This is a genomic window from Arthrobacter alpinus (assembly GCF_001445575.1).
Classification (GTDB): Bacteria; Actinomycetota; Actinomycetes; order Actinomycetales; family Micrococcaceae; genus Specibacter; species Specibacter alpinus_C.
The window spans coordinates 3,817,294-3,833,503 of the sequence record NZ_CP013200.1 but is presented as its reverse complement, the minus strand read 5'-3'; the positions used below and the strand labels follow the sequence as shown (position 1 = coordinate 3,833,503).

Below are 16,210 nucleotides of genomic sequence, written 5' to 3'. Positions count from 1 at the left end.
GGCTCATCCATAGAGTGGGGATTGTGACTAACTCAACTTCAGAACACGCAGGCATTTCCATTCCGGTTGTGGACCTTAAATCATTGCCCAAAGTGTCCCTGCATGATCACCTTGACGGTGGTCTGCGCCCCGAAACCATCATTGAGTTGGCAGCGCAGGCTGGGCACGCGCTGCCGGCCACCGATCCCACGGAACTAGCCAGTTGGTTCCTGGAATCGGCCAGCTCTGGCTCGCTTGAGCGCTACCTTGAGACCTTTGAGCACACCATCGCCGTCATGCAGACGCACGATGCGCTGGTGCGGGTTGCCAAGGAATTCGTTGAAGATCTCGCCGAAGACGGCGTGGTTTACGGTGAGGTGCGGTGGGCCCCCGAGCAGCACCTGAGCGCCGGACTCTCACTGGATGAGGCTGTTGAAGCTGTCCAGGAAGGTCTGGAAGAGGGCATGGATTCGGTGGATGAGGCGGGCGGCTACATTGAGGTCGGCCAGATCATCACGGCCATGCGTCACGCCGATCGCGGCTCCGAAATTGCTCAGCTGGCCGTGCGTCACCGCGACAACGGCGTGGTGGGTTTTGACATTGCCGGCGCGGAGGATGGCTTCCTGCCCTCGCGCTTCACCGAGGCATTCACTTACCTGGCTGAGAACAACTTCCCCGCCACTGTCCACGCCGGTGAAGGCGCCGGTTTGGAGAGTATTCAGGACGCACTGGTCCATGGCCGCGCGCTGCGATTGGGCCACGGCGTGCGCATCGCCGAGGACATCCACCTGGATGTGGAGGAAGTTGACGGGAACGACGTCGGAACGCTCACCTTGGGCGATCTGGCGCAGTGGGTGCGTGACCGCCAGATCCCGCTCGAGCTGTGCCCGTCCTCGAACCTGCAGACTGGTGCCATTGCGGCGTTTGGCACCACCATTGCCGAGCACCCCATCGATCTGCTGCACCAGCTGGGCTTCAACGTCACTGTCAATACGGATAACCGGTTGATGAGCGGTGTGACGTTGACGGGCGAATTCGGGCTCTTGGTGGAGACGTTCGGCTACGGTTTGGACACTGTGTTGGAGCTGACGCTGAACGCCGTTCATGCATCGTTCCTCCCCATCGAATCCCGCGAACAGCTGGCCGACTTCATCGTTGAGAGCTTCGAGGACGCCATGGAAGAAATCGACGGATTCGAGGACTCCGAGGACTTTGAAACCTTCGACGCCTCCGATCTGGACGATTCTGCTGTGGACGAAGACGGACTTGAGCGCTAAATCTGTGCCGGAAATTAACGGGCGGGCCCGCTCCACATCCGTGGAGTTGGCCCGCCTTGTTGATGTGGTGGGCGCCCTCCGGGACCATTGCCCGTGGACGGCGGCACTCACCCACGAATCCCTCATCAGTTACCTGGTGGAGGAATCGCATGAGTTTATTGAAGCGCTGGAAACCGGAAGCTCGGCCGAGATTTCCGGCGAGCTGGGCGACATCCTGCTGCAAGTGGTGATGCACGCCCGGCTGGCTCAGGAAGCCGGTGAGTTCGATCTGGCCGATGTGGCTCGCGGCCTGAGCGAGAAAATGATCCGACGAAGCCCGCACGTCTTCCAGTCAGATGGCACCTTGCAGGAGAGTTTCCCCGCCACGCTGGCCGAAATCGAGGAGACCTGGGAACGCGTCAAGGCGCAGGAACGGGCGGCCGGAGATTCGGCTGCGGATGGTTCTGGCCCTGCTTCTGTTCCGGATTCTGGCCCTGTTCCCGATTCTGGGGGAGCCTCAGGCAGGGCAGCCGGCAGTGCCTCTGGCTCAGCAACGGGCCCCTTTGCCGGAGTTCCGCGGTCCCTCCCAGCCCTGAGCATGGCCCAAAAGTCGGTAGAGCGGGCCCGCCGGGCAGGCCTCGACGTGCAGAAAGCCGAAGGGCACCTGCTGGAGAACAGCGCAACGGAAGAAAAACTCGGGAAGGTGCTGTTCGACGTCGTACTTGAGGCAGAGGCACACGGGCTCGATGCCGAACGGGCGCTGCGTCTGGCTGTGCGGCGCTTTCAAGAACAACACTAGGAATTTTCTAGGCGCCACTTAACCGCTGGCAGCGTAGCAATGAGTGCCCGATCACCTGTTCGGTTACCATTGAGACGACAGCGTGGTCGACAATTACTCTACAAAGCTGACTATTAGGAGCAATACGTGGCACTTATTGAAGCCATTCATGCACGCGAAATTTTGGATTCCCGCGGAAACCCGACCGTTGAGGTCGAAGTTCTGCTGACCGATGGTGCCATGGGCCGCGCAGGCGTTCCCTCTGGTGCATCCACCGGTGCCTTCGAGGCAGTGGAACTCCGTGACGGCGACAAGAACCGTTACCAGGGCAAGGGTGTCCTGCAGGCAGTCGAGGCTGTTCTGGAAGTTATTGCCCCGAGATTGAGGGCCTGGACGCAACCGATCAGCGTCTGATCGACTCCGTCATGCTGGAACTGGACGGCACCCCGAACAAGGCCAAGCTTGGCGCCAACGCCATCCTGGGTGTTTCCTTGGCTGTGGCTAGCGCTGCTGCTGAGTCCGCTGGCCTGCCGTTGTACCGCTACCTCGGTGGCCCCAACGCACACGTTCTGCCGGTGCCGCTGATGAACATCCTCAACGGTGGTTCACACGCTGACTCCGACGTTGACATCCAAGAATTCATGGTTGTGCCTCTCGGTGCTTCCACGTTCTCCGAAGGCCTGCGCTGGGGCGTTGAGGTTTACCACAACCTCAAGGCTGTTCTGCAGGAAAAGGGCCTCTCCACGGGCCTGGGCGATGAGGGTGGCTTCGCGCCGAACCTGCCGTCCAACCGTGCAGCTCTTGACTTGATCCTGGAAGCCATCACGCGCGCCGGCTACAAGCCCGGCACCGACATTGGTCTGGCTCTGGACGTTGCTTCCTCCGAGTTCTTCAAGGATGGCGCGTACCAGTTCGAGGGCAAGTCCCTCTCTGCCGCCGAGATGAGCGCTTACTACGCCGAGCTCGTTGCCGACTACCCGCTCGTTTCCATCGAGGATCCCCTGGATGAAGATGACTGGGAAGGTTGGAAGACCTTGACCGACACCATCGGTGACAAGGTTCAGATTGTTGGAGATGACCTCTTCGTCACCAACCCTGAGCGCCTGTCCCGCGGCATCGAAGCGGCTACCGCCAACTCGCTGCTCGTGAAGGTCAACCAGATCGGTTCCTTGACTGAGACCCTGGATGCCGTATCCATGGCTCAGCGTGCCGGTTACACCACCATCACCTCGCACCGTTCAGGCGAGACCGAAGACACCACCATTGCTGACATCTGCGTTGCTACCAACGCCGGTCAGATCAAGACTGGTGCTCCGGCCCGCTCCGAGCGCGTTGCCAAGTACAACCAGCTGCTGCGCATCGAAGAAGAGCTCGACGACGCCGCACGCTACGCAGGCCGCAGCGCGTTCCCGCGTTTCAAGGGCTAAATAGCAGCGATGGCCGCGGCGGCTGGCTAAGGTGGAGTTCACACCCGGCCAGCTTCCGCGGCTTTGCCGTTTAAGCTTGAAGTTGAGTTTGAGAATCACTGAAGTGAGCGAGCGTTCGCCAAAACAGCCCCATAAGTGATGGAGCGTTGGGTGAAAAGCTGCCATAGGTGATGGAGCGTTTGTTGACGGAGCCGGGGACCTGCCGGCCGAAGTACTTAGGAGAAGCATGGCCACACGACGGCCCTCAGTGCCTAAAGCACAGTTCACTTCCGGCCTCAGCGGTGCCCAAGAAGCAGCGCCCGTTGAAGCCGCCCCAACAAGCCCAAAAAACATGCCGGCATCCGGATCAGCAGCTCGGGCCGGCACTGAGAAGGGTGCTGAGAAGGGCGCTGAGAAGGGCGCCGCGAAGGGCGAGCGCAAGCTGGCCAGCGACGCCCAAAGCCGCAGTCGCCAAGACGGCGTGATTCACGCCAATGGCAACAGTCCTGTCCCTGCCCGGTCCTTCTCAGGCCGGCTCTTGGTGATGCTGCTAACCATGGGTGTTGCCACCGTCCTGTTGGCACCGAACGTGCACACTTTCCTGACCCAGCGGACCGAAATTGCCCAACTACAAGACGATATTGCCGCCCGGCAAGCCCAGCAGGAAGCTTATGCGGCAGAAATTAAACGCTGGGACGATCCTGCCTACATCAAGCAGCAGGCCCGCGACCGAGTGAGCATGCTCATGCCCGGCGAAACCGGCTATTGGGTCTATGGCGCCAACGGCACTGAGGCTGTTGAAGATTCCGTGGATGCCGCCAAGGCCGCCGCGGTGCAAGCCACAACAGCCAAGAAGGCTACCGAAATTACCACGGAACCCTGGGTTGATGGACTCTGGGATGCTGTGAAAAAGTCAGCAGAGGTTCAGGTGCCCGCGCCGGTGGTGCCCGCCAAGCCTGCCACCACACCTGCACCACCAGCACCGGGCCCGTCAACTGCTCCTTAATCCGCCATCCGGGTCTCGACTGAGGAACTGATATTTGGCCGCCGCAGGGCACGCTAAAATAGCAGCTTGGACCTTGGCCGCAGCAGACCAAGGCATGACAAAGCTCCAAAGAAGCTTGACAACAGTTCTACGAAAGGCCCGCCCGTGCCCGAAACCACCAGTTCCGCCTCGAACGGGCGCATCCCTTCGCAGCACGATCTTGACACCCTCAGCCGGCAGCTCCACCGCCCCGTGCGTGACGTGGTGGAAATACCTGCCCGTTGCATCTGTGGCAACCCGTTGGTGGCCGCCACGGCACCGCGTCTGAGCAATGGGATTCCGTTCCCCACCACCTTTTACCTAACTCATCCCATCCTGACCGCGGCAGCGTCGCGGCTGGAAGCGGCAGGTCTCATGAATGAGATGAGTGAGCGGCTGGAGACTGACACGGTGCTGGCTGCCGCCTACCAGAAGGCGCATGAAAGCTACATTGCAGCCCGTGAGGCCATCGGCGAACGGGCCGGAACAGGCCCCGTCCCGGAAATCTCCGGTATCTCCGCCGGAGGCATGCCCACCCGCGTGAAGTGCCTCCACGTGCTCATCGGTCACGCCTTGGCCGAAGGCCCTGGTGTGAATCCGCTGGGCGATGAAGCCCTGGCCGGAGTGGCCCAGTGGTGGACGGCAGAGACCTGCTACTGTGCCGGGGCCTGGGACGATGAAGCGCCTGTTCCCAACAAGGACCTGAGCCGCCACGTTAAGAATCTGAACCAGAACCCGAGCTAGCGCCAGAACCAGTATCGGTACTTGCCGCCACCACCTGCCTCGAAAGGCCTACAGAATGCGCGTTGCAGCCATTGACTGCGGAACCAACTCCATCCGCCTGCTCATTGCAGATGTGAGCGAGCAGCCTCACGGTGGGCAGTCCTTGATTGATGTGCATCGTGAAATGCGTGTGGTCCGGCTGGGCCAGGACGTGGATGTCACCGGCACGCTGGCTCCCGAAGCGCTGGAACGTACCTTTGCCGCCGTCGATGCCTATGCCGCCATTATTGCCGCCAACGATGTTCAGCGGGTGCGGTTCGTGGCGACCAGTGCCACCCGGGATGCCAGCAACAGGGATGATTTTGTTGCAGGTATCAAGGACCGGCTGGGACTGGAACCAGAAGTGGTCAGTGGCGCCCAAGAAGCTACGCTCTCCTTTTCAGGCGCCGTGAGCGTCCTGCCGGACTTGGGTCAGAAGCGGGTTTTGGTTGTTGACTTAGGTGGCGGCAGCACCGAGTTCGTGGTGGGGGATGGTGGCGGAGTCTTGAACGCGTTGAGTACCAATATGGGGTGTGTGCGTTTCACCGAAAGGTACCTGCAGTCAGATCCGCCCACCGCGGCCCAGATTGCCCTGGCCGAGGCTGCGGTAGCGGAAAAGCTGGATGAAGTCCTCGCGACAGTGCCTCTTGGTGACGTTGCCGAAGTGGTGGGCGTGGCCGGCTCCATCACCACCATCACGGCCCACGCCCTCGGCTTGTCGAGCTATCAGAGCGAGGCGATTCATGCCGCCGTCGTACCTCTGGAAAAAGTTGATGCCGCGGCTTCCTCATTACTCTCCATGACGCGGGCCGAACGCGGCGAACTTGGCTTCATGCATCCGGGCCGTGTGGACGTCATTGGCGCCGGTGCACTGATCTGGCGGACCGTGCTGCGCAAGGTGGCGCAGCTCAGTGACGGACGCGTGGAATCGGTAACCACCAGCGAACACGATATTCTTGACGGAATTGCCCTGGGCGCAGCCCGAAACTAGCACTACATCTTACGGAAACGAGCTTTCATGCAGTTAGCCCCACGGTTGCAACGCACGGCAGCCGCGTTGATGACGCTTGTCGTGGCCGGTTCGCTGGCTGTGGTGGGTGCCGCTCCGGCATCGGCTGACGATATTCGCAACCGAGAGTACTGGCTGGAACAGTCCGGGATTGTGAAGGCCTGGGACGTTTCGCAGGGTGAGGGCGTGAAAATCGCCATCATTGACAGCGGCATTGATGCAGATCACAAGGATCTCAAAGGTGCTGTGGTGGGCGGGATAGACATGTCTGGCTCCGGCAATGATGACGGCACCAAGGGCATTGGCGCCGAACCCGAGCACGGAACTTTGGTCGCCACCATGCTGGCGGGCCGGGGCCATGCCGCCAGCACTCCGACCCCCACAGCTACCAGTAAGGCGACGCCTAAAAGCACAGCCAAGCCCAAACCCACTGTGGGTGCGGGGCCGGACGGCGTCATTGGAGTTGCCCCTAAGGCTGAACTCCTCAGTATTTCCGTCTGGTTGGGTAGCGAAAACCCCTCCGGTAAGAGCATTGACGATCAGATTCCAGCCGCAGTTACGTGGGCCGTGGATCAGGGTGCCAAGGTCATCAACATGTCTCTGGGCAGTACGTCCACGGCCTGGCCGCAGAGCTGGGATGACGCTTTTGCCTATGCCGAAGCTAATGATGTGGTCATTGTTGCTGCGGCGGGCAACCGGAAAACCGGAAGTGAACAAGTGGGGGCCCCTGCAACCATTCCCGGCATCCTGGCCGTTGGAGGTCTGGGCAAGGACGGCACCGCGAGCGTTGATTCCTCTTCTCAAGGCATCAGCATTGGCGTCAGTGCACCGGCCGAAGACTTGGCCGGCGGACTGCCCAATGGTGGCTATGCCAGCTGGAGCGGGAGCAGCGGTGCAGCACCGATCGTCTCCGGCGTTGCAGCCTTGATTCGCTCCAAGTACCCGCAGATGAGCGCCGCTCAGGTCATCAACCGGATCATTTCAACTGCCAAGCCCAAAGGTGAAGGCGTTCCCAATGCCATTTACGGGTACGGAGTTCTTGATGCCCAGGCCGCTCTGACCAAGGATGTTCCCGAGGTCACCGTAAACCCGATGGGCAGCATCTCTGAGTGGATCAGGGTGCACCGCCGTGGTGCAGTTGTCCCGCCCACCAAAAATGGAGCTCTTGCGACCATCATTCCCCAACCGAAACCGACGCTCACCGATGTGAGTCCGCCAGTTGCGCTCAAGACGGCGCAGCTAGATGGCGCGCTGCCACAGGCCCTAGTGTTAGGCTCTGGCGGGCTTTTGGCCCTCATTATTGCGCTGGGCAGTGTTCACTTATTGGTGACACGTCGCCGAGTGCGTGCGGCTGATGCGGTTGGCGCCGTGGGACCGGGAACAGGAACTGGCGCTGGAACCGGCACGGAAACAGGTACCGGAACTGGCGCTGCGGAGCCTGATGCGGCGAAGAAAAACAGGCCCGGATCAACGCAGAGCGTGCCAGTGGCAGCTGTAGAAAGTGGATCGGTGGGGGAGTCGGCAGCGAAGCCGGGTGCCAAGGCCGAACCCAATACCGAACCCACGCCGGGATCCGCGGATCCGTCGCCGAGCGCGAGGCAAGGGAACAAGCACAAGCACTAGTGCCGCCGTCGTTCTTCTAGCACAAATTTAATGCGTTACGGCTCACAGTAACAAGCTAGTGAATGTTTTCACAAAGAAATGTAGTATGGGTGCTATGGCAATCACACCCACCTTTTCAGCACGTCCGCGCGTCCTTGTAGTTGGCGGCGGTTACGTCGGCCTGTACACGGCCTTCAACCTGCAGAAGAAGATCGCAAAAACAGGTGGCATCGTCACCTTGATCGATCCCCTGCCCTACATGACGTACCAGCCGTTCCTGCCCGAGGTAGCCGGCGGTAACATCGAAGCACGCCACGCGGTTGTCTCCTACCGCAAGCACCTGAAGCAGACCGAGGTCATTCAGGGCTCCGTCACGAGCATCGACCACGAGAACCGTACGGCAATTGTGGCCCCGGCCGACGGTGGCGAGAACTTTGAGCTGCCCTACCATGACGTTGTCGTGGCTGCCGGCGCCATCACCCGCACCTTCCCGATCAAGGGTCTGGCGGAAACCGGCATCGGTCTGAAGACCATTGAAGAAGCTGTTGCCTTGCGTAACCAGGTTCTCTCCCTCATCGAGCAGGCCTCCACCGAGACCGACCCGGAACTGCGCAAGCGTCACCTGACGTTTGTTGTTGTTGGTGGCGGTTTCGCCGGTATCGAGACCATCGCCGAGCTCGAGGACATGGCTCGCGCCGCCGTCAAGCTCAACCACCGTGTTGAGCAGTCGGAACTGCGTTTCGTCCTGGTTGAGGCCATGGGACGCATCATGCCCGAGGTTACCGAAGCTCAGGCACTCTGGGTCGTCGATCACCTGCGTAGCCGCGGCATCGAGGTTCTTCTGAACACCTCGCTGGACAACGCCGAAGACAACAACATCAAGCTCATCAACCTGCCGGACAAGACCACTGCCCAGCAGTTCGACGCTGACACGCTGATCTGGACCGCTGGCGTTATGGCCAACCCGATGGTTCGCTCCACCGATTTCCCGATCGAACCCCGCGGCCGTGTCTCCGTGAACGTCAACCTGCAGGTCACCGGCGAATTCGGCGTTATCGAGAACGCTTGGGCTGCCGGCGACGTTGCAGCTGTTCCGGATGTTACCGGTGGCCTGCCCGACGGTACCTGTGTCCCGAACGCCCAGCACGCTCTGCGTCAGGCCAAGCGCCTGGCCAAGAACCTGTGGGCCAGCCGCTTCAACAAGCCGCTGAAGGGTTACAAGCACAAGAACCTCGGCGCTGTTGCAGGCTTCGGCCAGTGGAAGGGTGTCGCCAAGATCATGGGCATCCAGCTCAAGGGCGCCCCGGCCTGGTTGGCTCACCGTGGCTACCACGGTCTGGCCATGCCGACGGTGGAGCGCAAGTTCCGCGTCCTCATGGACTGGTTCGTGACCATGCTTGGTGGCCGTGACCTCGCTCAGTTGGAAAACCTGACTCAGCCCCGCGCCACCTTCGTCGCGGCCGCAACGCCGAAGCCCAAGCCTGCTGCCGCTCCCGTTGCCGCTCCGGTAGCTGAAGCTGTTCCCGTTGCCGCTCCCGCTGCCGAGGTCAAGGAAGATGCTGCTGCAAAGTAGCACCTCCCAATAGGTAATGCCCGACGCCGGTCCTCCCCACCTTCTGGGGGTGGCCGGCGTCGCGCTTTAAGGTTTTCGCGGGACTTTGACGTTTCCGCCATGGTTTGAACGGTAGCGAAAACGTCAAACTGCAGCATTTTCCTCAGGCGCAGTTATTTCAGTACGGGACGCTATGCTGGGGCCATGATTATTCGACGCGAGAGGGCTGATGACCGCCCCGAGCTCCTTGCCGTCGTTCAGGCTGCCTTTGCGGATCCAGGAGAAGCAAAGCTGGTGCGCGGTCTTTTTGCGTCCAGGGAGTACCTGCCGGGTTTATCCCTAGTTGCTGAATCGGTGCGGGGCGAGATCTTAGGCTATGTCATCACCACCCGTGCATGGATTGGCGGGCAGGAGTCTTTGGGATTGGGCCCCCTTGCCGTGCAGCCGGAGTATCAGCGCCAAGGTGTTGGTTTGGCGCTGATGGAGGCCAGTATTGCCGAGGCGAACGCCATGGGGGAGTCTACGCTGGTCCTCCTTGGCAGCACCGATTACTTCCCGCGGTTCGGGTTTGTGCCGGCGGATTCGCTGGGGATCGTTCCGCCGGATCCCTCATGGGGCTCGCATTTCATGGCCTTGGCCCTGGCCAGCCATCAACCGGGCAGCCATGGGGTCTTCAAGTACGCAGCTCCGTTCACATCGCGCTGAACCGCGGTTTCTTTGGCAGGCCTCGTATCCAGTATTGTTGACAGGAGCCAGTGACGGTCCTGATGGATCAGCCCCAGTAGCCCAATGGCAGAGGCACCAGACTTAAAATCTGTTCAGTCTCGGTTCGAGTCCGAGTTGGGGCACGTGTAAAGCCGTTCCTGTGAAATCGACCCGGGACTTAAGGTCGCTTTGATTCACCAAAGCGACCTTAAGTCCCGGGTCGATTTTCATTTCGGGTGGGGGCTGGTCCTGACACCTGGGCGGCCGCCGGCGGAGCCGCGGTATCTGGGCTCAACGTGAACATTTGGTGAACGTTTGCTGGCAGCGTACTGACAATATGCGGTATTAGGAACATAATCGCCGATTGAAACGCTTGACTTGATAGAGTAAAAGGAATAATTACCCCCTAATTTGGAGGCAACGTCACGATGGCACTTGGTGGAAACCCGGTATTTGCCAATAACAAGAACTTCAAAGAGACGCCGGCCGGATATCGCGGCCCCGTCAACGGCGGTGCGGACACCATGTCCGCGCAGGCACAGTTCTCGGCCCAGCAGTTGCAGGATCTCTACAACAAGCCTGCCGCAGGACCGGCACAGACCGGCCGCATGACGTACGACGACGTCATCATGAAGACTGTTTTTACGCTCACGCTGGTGCTGGTAGGTGCCGCTATTGGCTGGATGGTTCCGGCGCTGATGTGGCCTGGCATGATCGTCGGCCTGGTGCTGGGTCTGGTGAACTCCTTCAAAAAGGAGCCGTCCCCGGTTCTGATTCTGGCCTACGCGCTCTTTGAAGGCATGTTCCTGGGTGGACTCTCCGGCATGCTCGAGGGCATGTACCCGGGCATTGTTGTCCAGGCCGTGCTGGGCACCTTGAGCGTGTTCCTCGTGACGTTGGTGCTGTTCCGCAACGCCAAGGTGCGGGCCACGCCGAAGATGACCCGTTTCTTCATCATCGCGCTGGCGGGCTACGCGCTGTTCTCAGTGATCAACTTCTTCCTCATGATTTTCAATGTGACCAATAGCCCGTGGGGCGTGCGCAGTATGGATATCCCGGGGACGAACATCCCGTTCGGCGTCGTGTTGGGTCTGCTGGCCATCGGCCTGGCTGCATTCTCCCTGATCGTGGACTTCACCTCGATTGAACAGGGTGTTCAGCGCGGCCTGCCCACCAAGTACTCCTGGACGGCCGCTTTTGGTCTGACAGTGACGCTGGTGTGGCTCTACGTAGAAATCCTGCGCCTGCTGGCCATCCTTCGGGGCAACGATTAACCCCGCCGCCAACTTCATTTGATTGCAGCAACGCCCGGCCCTCAGGGACCGGGCGTTGCTGCAATCAAAGCTCCTTTAGATCCGTTGAACAAAACTAGCGAAAGCAGCTCATGAACGTCGACCCTATTATTTGGGCCATTACCATTGTTGTTATTTTGGGCCTGTTGGCCTTTGACTACTTCTTCCACATCCGCAAAGCTCACATCCCCACCTTGCGCGAAGCAGCTATCTGGTCTTCCATTTACGTGGGTCTGGCTATAGTTTTCGGCATTGTTGTCTGGATCTTTGGCGGCGCCACCATGGGTGGAGAGTACTTCGCCGGTTACATCACTGAGAAGGCGCTAAGCGTTGATAACCTCTTTGTCTTCCTGGTCATCATGGCCAGCTTCAAGGTTCCCCGCGAGGACCAGCAGAAGGTTCTGCTCTTCGGTATTGTCTTCGCGCTGATCGCCCGCACCGGATTCATCTTTGCCGGTGCCGCACTGATCAACACCTGGTCCTGGATGTTCTACATCTTCGGCATCATCTTGCTCATCACTGCAGGTAACTTGCTCAAGGAAGAAGACAGTGGCGACGACGACGCGGACAACTTCATCATCAAGCTCGCCAAGCGTCTGTTCAACACCTCCGAGCACTACGACGGCGACAAGCTCGTCACCAAGATCGACGGCAAGAAAGTTCTTACGCCGATGCTGTTGGTCATGGTCGCCATTGGCGGCACCGACTTGCTCTTCGCTCTGGACTCGATCCCGGCCATCTTCGGCCTGACCCAGAACGTTTACATCGTCTTCACGGCCACAGCCTTCTCCCTTATGGGTCTGCGCCAGCTGTACTTCCTGCTCGATGGCCTGCTGGATCGCCTGATCTACCTGGCGTACGGCTTGGCCGCGATCTTGGCGTTCATTGGTGTCAAGCTCGTCCTGCACGCGCTACACGAGAACAACCTGCCGTTCATCAACGGCGGCGAGCACGTTCCCGTCTTCGAGATTTCCACCGGGCTCTCCCTGACGGTCATCATCGGTGTGCTGACGGTAACTATTGTGGCTTCGCTGGTGAGCAAGTCCGGCAAGGCGCAGACGGTTCTTAACAACGCCCGCCGCCACGCTGCAAGCTACCTGGAACTGGACTACACGGCAGATCAGGCCGAGCGTGAGCGCGTTTACCAGCTGCTCATGGTGGAGGAAAATGCCATCCAAACCATGGAGGTCAAGTTCCGCGACAAGCACAAGGACTCCGAAGAGATCCTGGAGCAGGTCGGCAAGGCACACGCTCTGCATGAAAAGATGACGGGCCGCTAATCCCCACGCCCTCCCAATGCTCGCAAGCTCGCAGCGGGTCCCTCGGGCGCGTGGGCCCATAATGCCCTCCCAATGCTCGCAAGCTCGCAGCGGGTCCCTCGGGCGCGTGGGCCCATAACGCCCTCCCACTGCTCGCAAGCTCGCAGCGGGTCCCTCGGGCGCGTGGGCCCATAACGCCCTCCCACTGCTCGCAAGCTCGCAGCGGGTCCCTCGGGCGCGTGGGCCCATAACGCCCTCCCACTGCTCGCAAGCTCGCAGCGGGTCCCTCGGGCGCGTGGGCCCACAGCAAAAAAATCTGACCCGCAGTTGTGGTTGTATAACCGGCGAAATAGAGCCGATAACAACCACAACTGCGGGTCAGTTATTTTTAAGGTCAAGAGATCTTGCGGGCTCCCGGAGCGGGGGAGACGGCGAAGATGTCCGGAGCAGTAAAACCAGCCTCGGCAAACACACGGACGACGGCGGCACGCACCGTGGCTTCCTCGGCCACCGGGATGAGGGCGATGGCAGAGCCGCCAAAGCCGCCGCCGGTCATTCGCGCACCCAAGGCGCCGTGGGCCAGTGCGGTGTCTACGGCGAGATCCAGCTCGGGGCAGGAGATCTCAAAGTCGTCGCGCATTGAGGCGTGGCTTGCGGTGAGCAGCTCGCCAATGGCGGCCGGTCCGGCGTCGGCCAGTACTGCGATGGTGTCCAAAACGCGCTGGTTCTCGGTGACAATGTGGCGCACGCGGCGGAACGTCTCATCATCGAGCAGGCCGGCAGTCTCGGGAAGGTCGGCGGCGGCTACATCACGCAGCGCGGCAACACCGAGCACCTCGGCGCCCAGCTCGCAGGAGGCGCGGCGGGCGGAGTAGCCGCCGGTTGCGTGGGCGTGGCTGACCTTGGTGTCGACCACCAGGATCAGCAGCCCGGCGGCGGCCAAGTCCAACGGCACCAACTTCGATTCCTGCGTGCGGCAATCAAGGAACACTGCGTGGCCGTCGGTGGAGAGCAGCGAGGCGGACTGGTCCAGGATGCCTGTTGGGGCGCCCACCACTTCATTCTCGGCACGATGGCCCACAAGAACCAGTTCATTGAGGCTGAGCCCGGCTTGTTCGAGCTCGTTGAAGGCTGTGGCCACGGCGCACTCGATGGCGGCTGAGGAGGACAGGCCCGCACCGGAAGGAACCGTGGAGTGCAGGAAGAGGTCAAAGCCGCCAATGGCGATGCCCATCTGGCGCATGACCCAGACAACGCCCAGCGGGTAAGCCGTCCAGCCCGACATGGTCTCGTGGGAGAGGGTGTCCAAGTTGACGGTAACGGTGGGCGCCTCGCCGAAGCTAGAGCTCAGTCGGGCAACATTGTCATCGCGGAGTTTGATGGCGACGGCGGCGGCGCGGTCAATCGCGAACGGCAGGACAAAGCCCTCGTTGTAGTCAGTGTGCTCGCCAATAAGGTTCACGCGTCCCGGTGCGGCCCAAACGCCGTCGGGAGTTGCGCCAAAGGCGTCGGTGAAGGCTGCAGCCACTTCGGCTGCATTAATGGACTGGCTCATACCAAATCTGCTTTCGGGGTGAGGGATCCGGAGGTGCGTCGCAGCAGGGCAGCCACCTGTTCCGGAGTGGTGTCATTGATGAAGGCGCCCATGGCGGCTTCTGAGCCTGCCAAGAATTTGAGCTTGTCGGCGGCCCGTCTTGGTGAGGTGAGCTCCAAATGGAAACGGCCGGCCGGACGCAGCACGGAATCCAGCGGTGCCTGGTGCCAGGCCGCAATGTATGGGGTGGGGGTTTCGTACAGGTTGTCCAGGCGGCGCAGGACGTCCAGGTACATGACGGCAAGTTCGTCGCGCTCGGCGTCGTTGAGGGCGGCAAAGTCCGGGACGTGGCGGTGCGGGGTCATGTGGATTTCCAGCGGCATGTGCGCCGCGAAGGGCACGTAGGCGCTGAAGTGCTCGCCTTGGGCGATCATGCGCTCACCGGATGCGGATTCCTTGGCGACAATGTCGCCGAGCAGGGTGGCCGTACCGTTGTGGGCGTCGTAGAACTTGCGGGCGGCAGCGGCCATGACTTCGCTGCGTGGCGGGACATAGGAGTAGGCGTAGATCTGCCCGTGCGGGTGGTGCAGGGTGACGCCAATGTCCTGGCCCCGGTTCTCAAACGGGAAGACCTGCTTCACGCCGGGCAGTGCGCTCAGCGCCTGCGTTCGGTGTGCCCAGGCGTCGATGACGGTGCGGGCACGTTCTTCAGAGAGCCCGGCAAAGGAACCCGTGTGTTCCGGGGTGAACGCTACTACCTCGCACCTGCCGAAGGCTCGGCCCATGGTGCCCCAGGCGGGGTTTGCCGGGATGGCGCCCACGGCCGGGCCCAGCGACGGGAAACGGTTTTCAAAAACAGCCACGTCGTAGGCGGAATCGGGAATCTCGGACAGGTTCGCCCCGGTGGTGGGACACAGCGGGCACTGGTCGGCCGGGGGCAGGTAGGTGCGTGTCTGGCGGTGCGCGGCAACAGCGACCCAGTCTCCTGTGAGTGCGTCGTAACGCAGCTCGCCGGTGTTCTCTTCGCTGCGGGCATCCAGCGGACGCGTGTCATGCGCAGAGTGGGACTTGGCGTGAGCGCCGTCGTCAAAGTAAATGAGTTCCCGGCCGTCGGCGAGGCGCGTACTGGTAGCGATGGTCATGAAGACTTCCTGGTTGAGGGGTGGAAGGCGGTCGCATGCGGTGCGGCCTGGCGAAAGTTCGGTACCCGGAGGGCGAATAAATCGGCGGTGGCGGCACTGATGCCGTCATCGGTGATGATGGTGTCAACGGCGGAAAGGGGACTAATGGCGGCGAGGGAACGGACCTGGAACTTGGAGCTGTCCGCCAGCAGAACCAGCTGAGAGGTGGCCTCGATGAAGGAGGCGTTGGTTTCCGCCTCGAGCCCGTTGGGGCTGGTCAGCCCGCGGTCCACATCCAAACCGTGGACACCCATGAAGCAAATGTCGGTGTTCAAGTTGCGCAGGGCGAGGCGGGCCACGGGACCTACAAGAGCTTCCGACGGCGTGCGTTCGCCACCTGTCACAATGACCTTCAGATCCGAGCTGCCCTGCTGGTGGTAGAGCAGTTCAGCAGCCTTGAGGGAGTTGGTGACCACCGTCAAGTTGGGGAGCCTGTCCAGCTCGGCAGCCAAAGCCACAGCCAGTTGGTAGGTGGTGGTGCCGCCAGTCAGGGCCAAGGTCATGCCGGGTTCCACCAGAGTCAATGCCTCGGCGGCAATGGCCAGCTTGGCTTCCAGCGCCTTGTCCACGTTGAGCAGGAAGCCAGGTTCCAGCGAGCTCAGCCGCGCCAAACGCATGGCCCCGCCATGTATTTTACGGGCCAGACCGTTCTGATCCAGAGTCTCAATGTCGCGGCGAATGGTCATTTCGCTGACATTCAACAGTGCCGCGATATCGGCCACGCGCACGGCCTCATGCAGTTGCAACTCCTTGAGGATGCGCGCCTGGCGCTCTGGTGCAAGCATGAATGGACTCCTAGTTCCGTCGCCGATGTCAGTAAGCCAAGATAAGTAAACAGTTTCAAACAAAATATTACATTATGGCAAGTGTT

At 61.0% G+C, this 16,210-nt stretch carries 13 protein-coding genes, 1 tRNA gene and 1 pseudogene; 12 read left to right on the top strand and 3 right to left on the bottom strand.

Features of this window, described 5'->3' with window-relative positions:
* Positions 1-20 precede the first annotated feature (20 nt).
* The 12 genes and pseudogenes from AS189_RS17015 to AS189_RS16960 all read left to right on the top strand — a co-directional run bounded on the left by AS189_RS17015 (position 21) and on the right by AS189_RS16960 (position 12,645).
* Entirely contained in the window at positions 21-1,256 is a 1,236-nt protein-coding gene (locus tag AS189_RS17015; RefSeq protein ID WP_424581604.1) for an adenosine deaminase, read from the top strand.
* Positions 1,246-2,034 carry a MazG nucleotide pyrophosphohydrolase domain-containing protein gene (locus AS189_RS17010; RefSeq protein WP_237759909.1) on the top strand — a complete coding sequence of 263 codons (789 nt, stop codon included), beginning with the start codon at positions 1,246-1,248 and terminating at the stop codon, positions 2,032-2,034. The genes AS189_RS17015 and AS189_RS17010 overlap by 11 nt, the downstream gene beginning before the upstream one ends.
* A gap of 126 nt (positions 2,035-2,160) precedes the next feature.
* Positions 2,161-3,440 (top strand): annotated as a pseudogene (gene eno / locus AS189_RS17005) (phosphopyruvate hydratase).
* A gap of 226 nt (positions 3,441-3,666) precedes the next feature.
* On the top strand, positions 3,667-4,425 hold the full coding sequence (locus tag AS189_RS17000) for an FtsB family cell division protein (RefSeq protein WP_062291554.1): 759 nt from the start codon (positions 3,667-3,669) through the stop codon (positions 4,423-4,425).
* Between the two features lie 144 nt (positions 4,426-4,569).
* Complete coding sequence (locus AS189_RS16995) at positions 4,570-5,187, top strand: DUF501 domain-containing protein (RefSeq protein ID WP_062291548.1); 618 nt, start codon at positions 4,570-4,572, stop codon at positions 5,185-5,187.
* 55 nt (positions 5,188-5,242) lie between these two features.
* On the top strand, positions 5,243-6,196 hold the full coding sequence (locus tag AS189_RS16990; RefSeq protein WP_062291547.1) for a Ppx/GppA phosphatase family protein: 954 nt from the start codon (positions 5,243-5,245) through the stop codon (positions 6,194-6,196).
* A gap of 27 nt (positions 6,197-6,223) precedes the next feature.
* On the top strand, positions 6,224-7,837 hold the full coding sequence (locus tag AS189_RS16985) for a S8 family peptidase (protein WP_082634405.1): 1,614 nt from the start codon (positions 6,224-6,226) through the stop codon (positions 7,835-7,837).
* Positions 7,838-7,931: 94 nt separating this feature from the next.
* Complete coding sequence (locus AS189_RS16980) at positions 7,932-9,389, top strand: NAD(P)/FAD-dependent oxidoreductase (RefSeq protein ID WP_062293949.1); 1,458 nt, start codon at positions 7,932-7,934, stop codon at positions 9,387-9,389.
* A gap of 183 nt (positions 9,390-9,572) precedes the next feature.
* Complete coding sequence (locus AS189_RS16975; RefSeq protein WP_062291545.1) at positions 9,573-10,073, top strand: GNAT family N-acetyltransferase; 501 nt, start codon at positions 9,573-9,575, stop codon at positions 10,071-10,073.
* A 70-nt stretch (positions 10,074-10,143) separates the two neighbouring features.
* A tRNA-Leu gene (locus tag AS189_RS16970) sits at positions 10,144-10,216 on the top strand.
* 285 nt (positions 10,217-10,501) lie between these two features.
* Complete coding sequence (locus tag AS189_RS16965) at positions 10,502-11,347, top strand: Bax inhibitor-1/YccA family protein (RefSeq protein ID WP_062291542.1); 846 nt, start codon at positions 10,502-10,504, stop codon at positions 11,345-11,347.
* Positions 11,348-11,457: 110 nt separating this feature from the next.
* Positions 11,458-12,645, top strand: coding sequence for a TerC family protein (locus AS189_RS16960; protein ID WP_062291539.1), 1,188 nt, complete (start codon positions 11,458-11,460; stop codon positions 12,643-12,645).
* 373 nt (positions 12,646-13,018) lie between these two features.
* Here AS189_RS16960 and galK read toward each other — a convergent pair whose 3' ends face one another.
* The 3 genes from galK to AS189_RS16945 are packed head-to-tail and all read right to left on the bottom strand — an operon-like array spanning position 13,019 to position 16,124.
* The gene (galK, locus tag AS189_RS16955; RefSeq protein ID WP_062291537.1) at positions 13,019-14,179 is read right to left on the bottom strand and encodes a galactokinase; all 1,161 of its coding nucleotides are present in this window, start codon (positions 14,177-14,179) and stop codon (positions 13,019-13,021) included.
* Positions 14,176-15,300 (bottom strand): galactose-1-phosphate uridylyltransferase, encoded by a 1,125-nt coding sequence (galT, locus tag AS189_RS16950; RefSeq protein WP_062291535.1) that lies wholly within the window; start codon positions 15,298-15,300, stop codon positions 14,176-14,178. The genes galK and galT overlap by 4 nt, the downstream gene beginning before the upstream one ends.
* The gene (locus AS189_RS16945) at positions 15,297-16,124 is read right to left on the bottom strand and encodes a DeoR/GlpR family DNA-binding transcription regulator (RefSeq protein ID WP_062291532.1); all 828 of its coding nucleotides are present in this window, start codon (positions 16,122-16,124) and stop codon (positions 15,297-15,299) included. The genes galT and AS189_RS16945 overlap by 4 nt, the downstream gene beginning before the upstream one ends.
* Positions 16,125-16,210 lie beyond the last annotated feature (86 nt).

Excerpts from the sequence above, each read along its gene's own strand:
- AS189_RS17000 (WP_062291554.1), top strand. The coding sequence starts at position 3,667 with ATGGCCACACGACGGCCCTCAGTGCCTAAAGCACAGTTCACTTCCGGC.
- AS189_RS16990 (WP_062291547.1), top strand. The coding sequence starts at position 5,243 with ATGCGCGTTGCAGCCATTGACTGCGGAACCAACTCCATCCGCCTGCTC.
- AS189_RS16985 (WP_082634405.1), top strand. The coding sequence starts at position 6,224 with ATGCAGTTAGCCCCACGGTTGCAACGCACGGCAGCCGCGTTGATGACG.
- AS189_RS16980 (WP_062293949.1), top strand. The coding sequence starts at position 7,932 with ATGGCAATCACACCCACCTTTTCAGCACGTCCGCGCGTCCTTGTAGTT.
- AS189_RS16975 (WP_062291545.1), top strand. The coding sequence starts at position 9,573 with ATGATTATTCGACGCGAGAGGGCTGATGACCGCCCCGAGCTCCTTGCC.
- AS189_RS16965 (WP_062291542.1), top strand. The coding sequence starts at position 10,502 with ATGGCACTTGGTGGAAACCCGGTATTTGCCAATAACAAGAACTTCAAA.
- AS189_RS16960 (WP_062291539.1), top strand. The coding sequence starts at position 11,458 with ATGAACGTCGACCCTATTATTTGGGCCATTACCATTGTTGTTATTTTG.
- galK (WP_062291537.1), bottom strand. The coding sequence starts at position 14,179 with ATGAGCCAGTCCATTAATGCAGCCGAAGTGGCTGCAGCCTTCACCGAC.
- galT (WP_062291535.1), bottom strand. The coding sequence starts at position 15,300 with ATGACCATCGCTACCAGTACGCGCCTCGCCGACGGCCGGGAACTCATT.
- AS189_RS16945 (WP_062291532.1), bottom strand. The coding sequence starts at position 16,124 with ATGCTTGCACCAGAGCGCCAGGCGCGCATCCTCAAGGAGTTGCAACTG.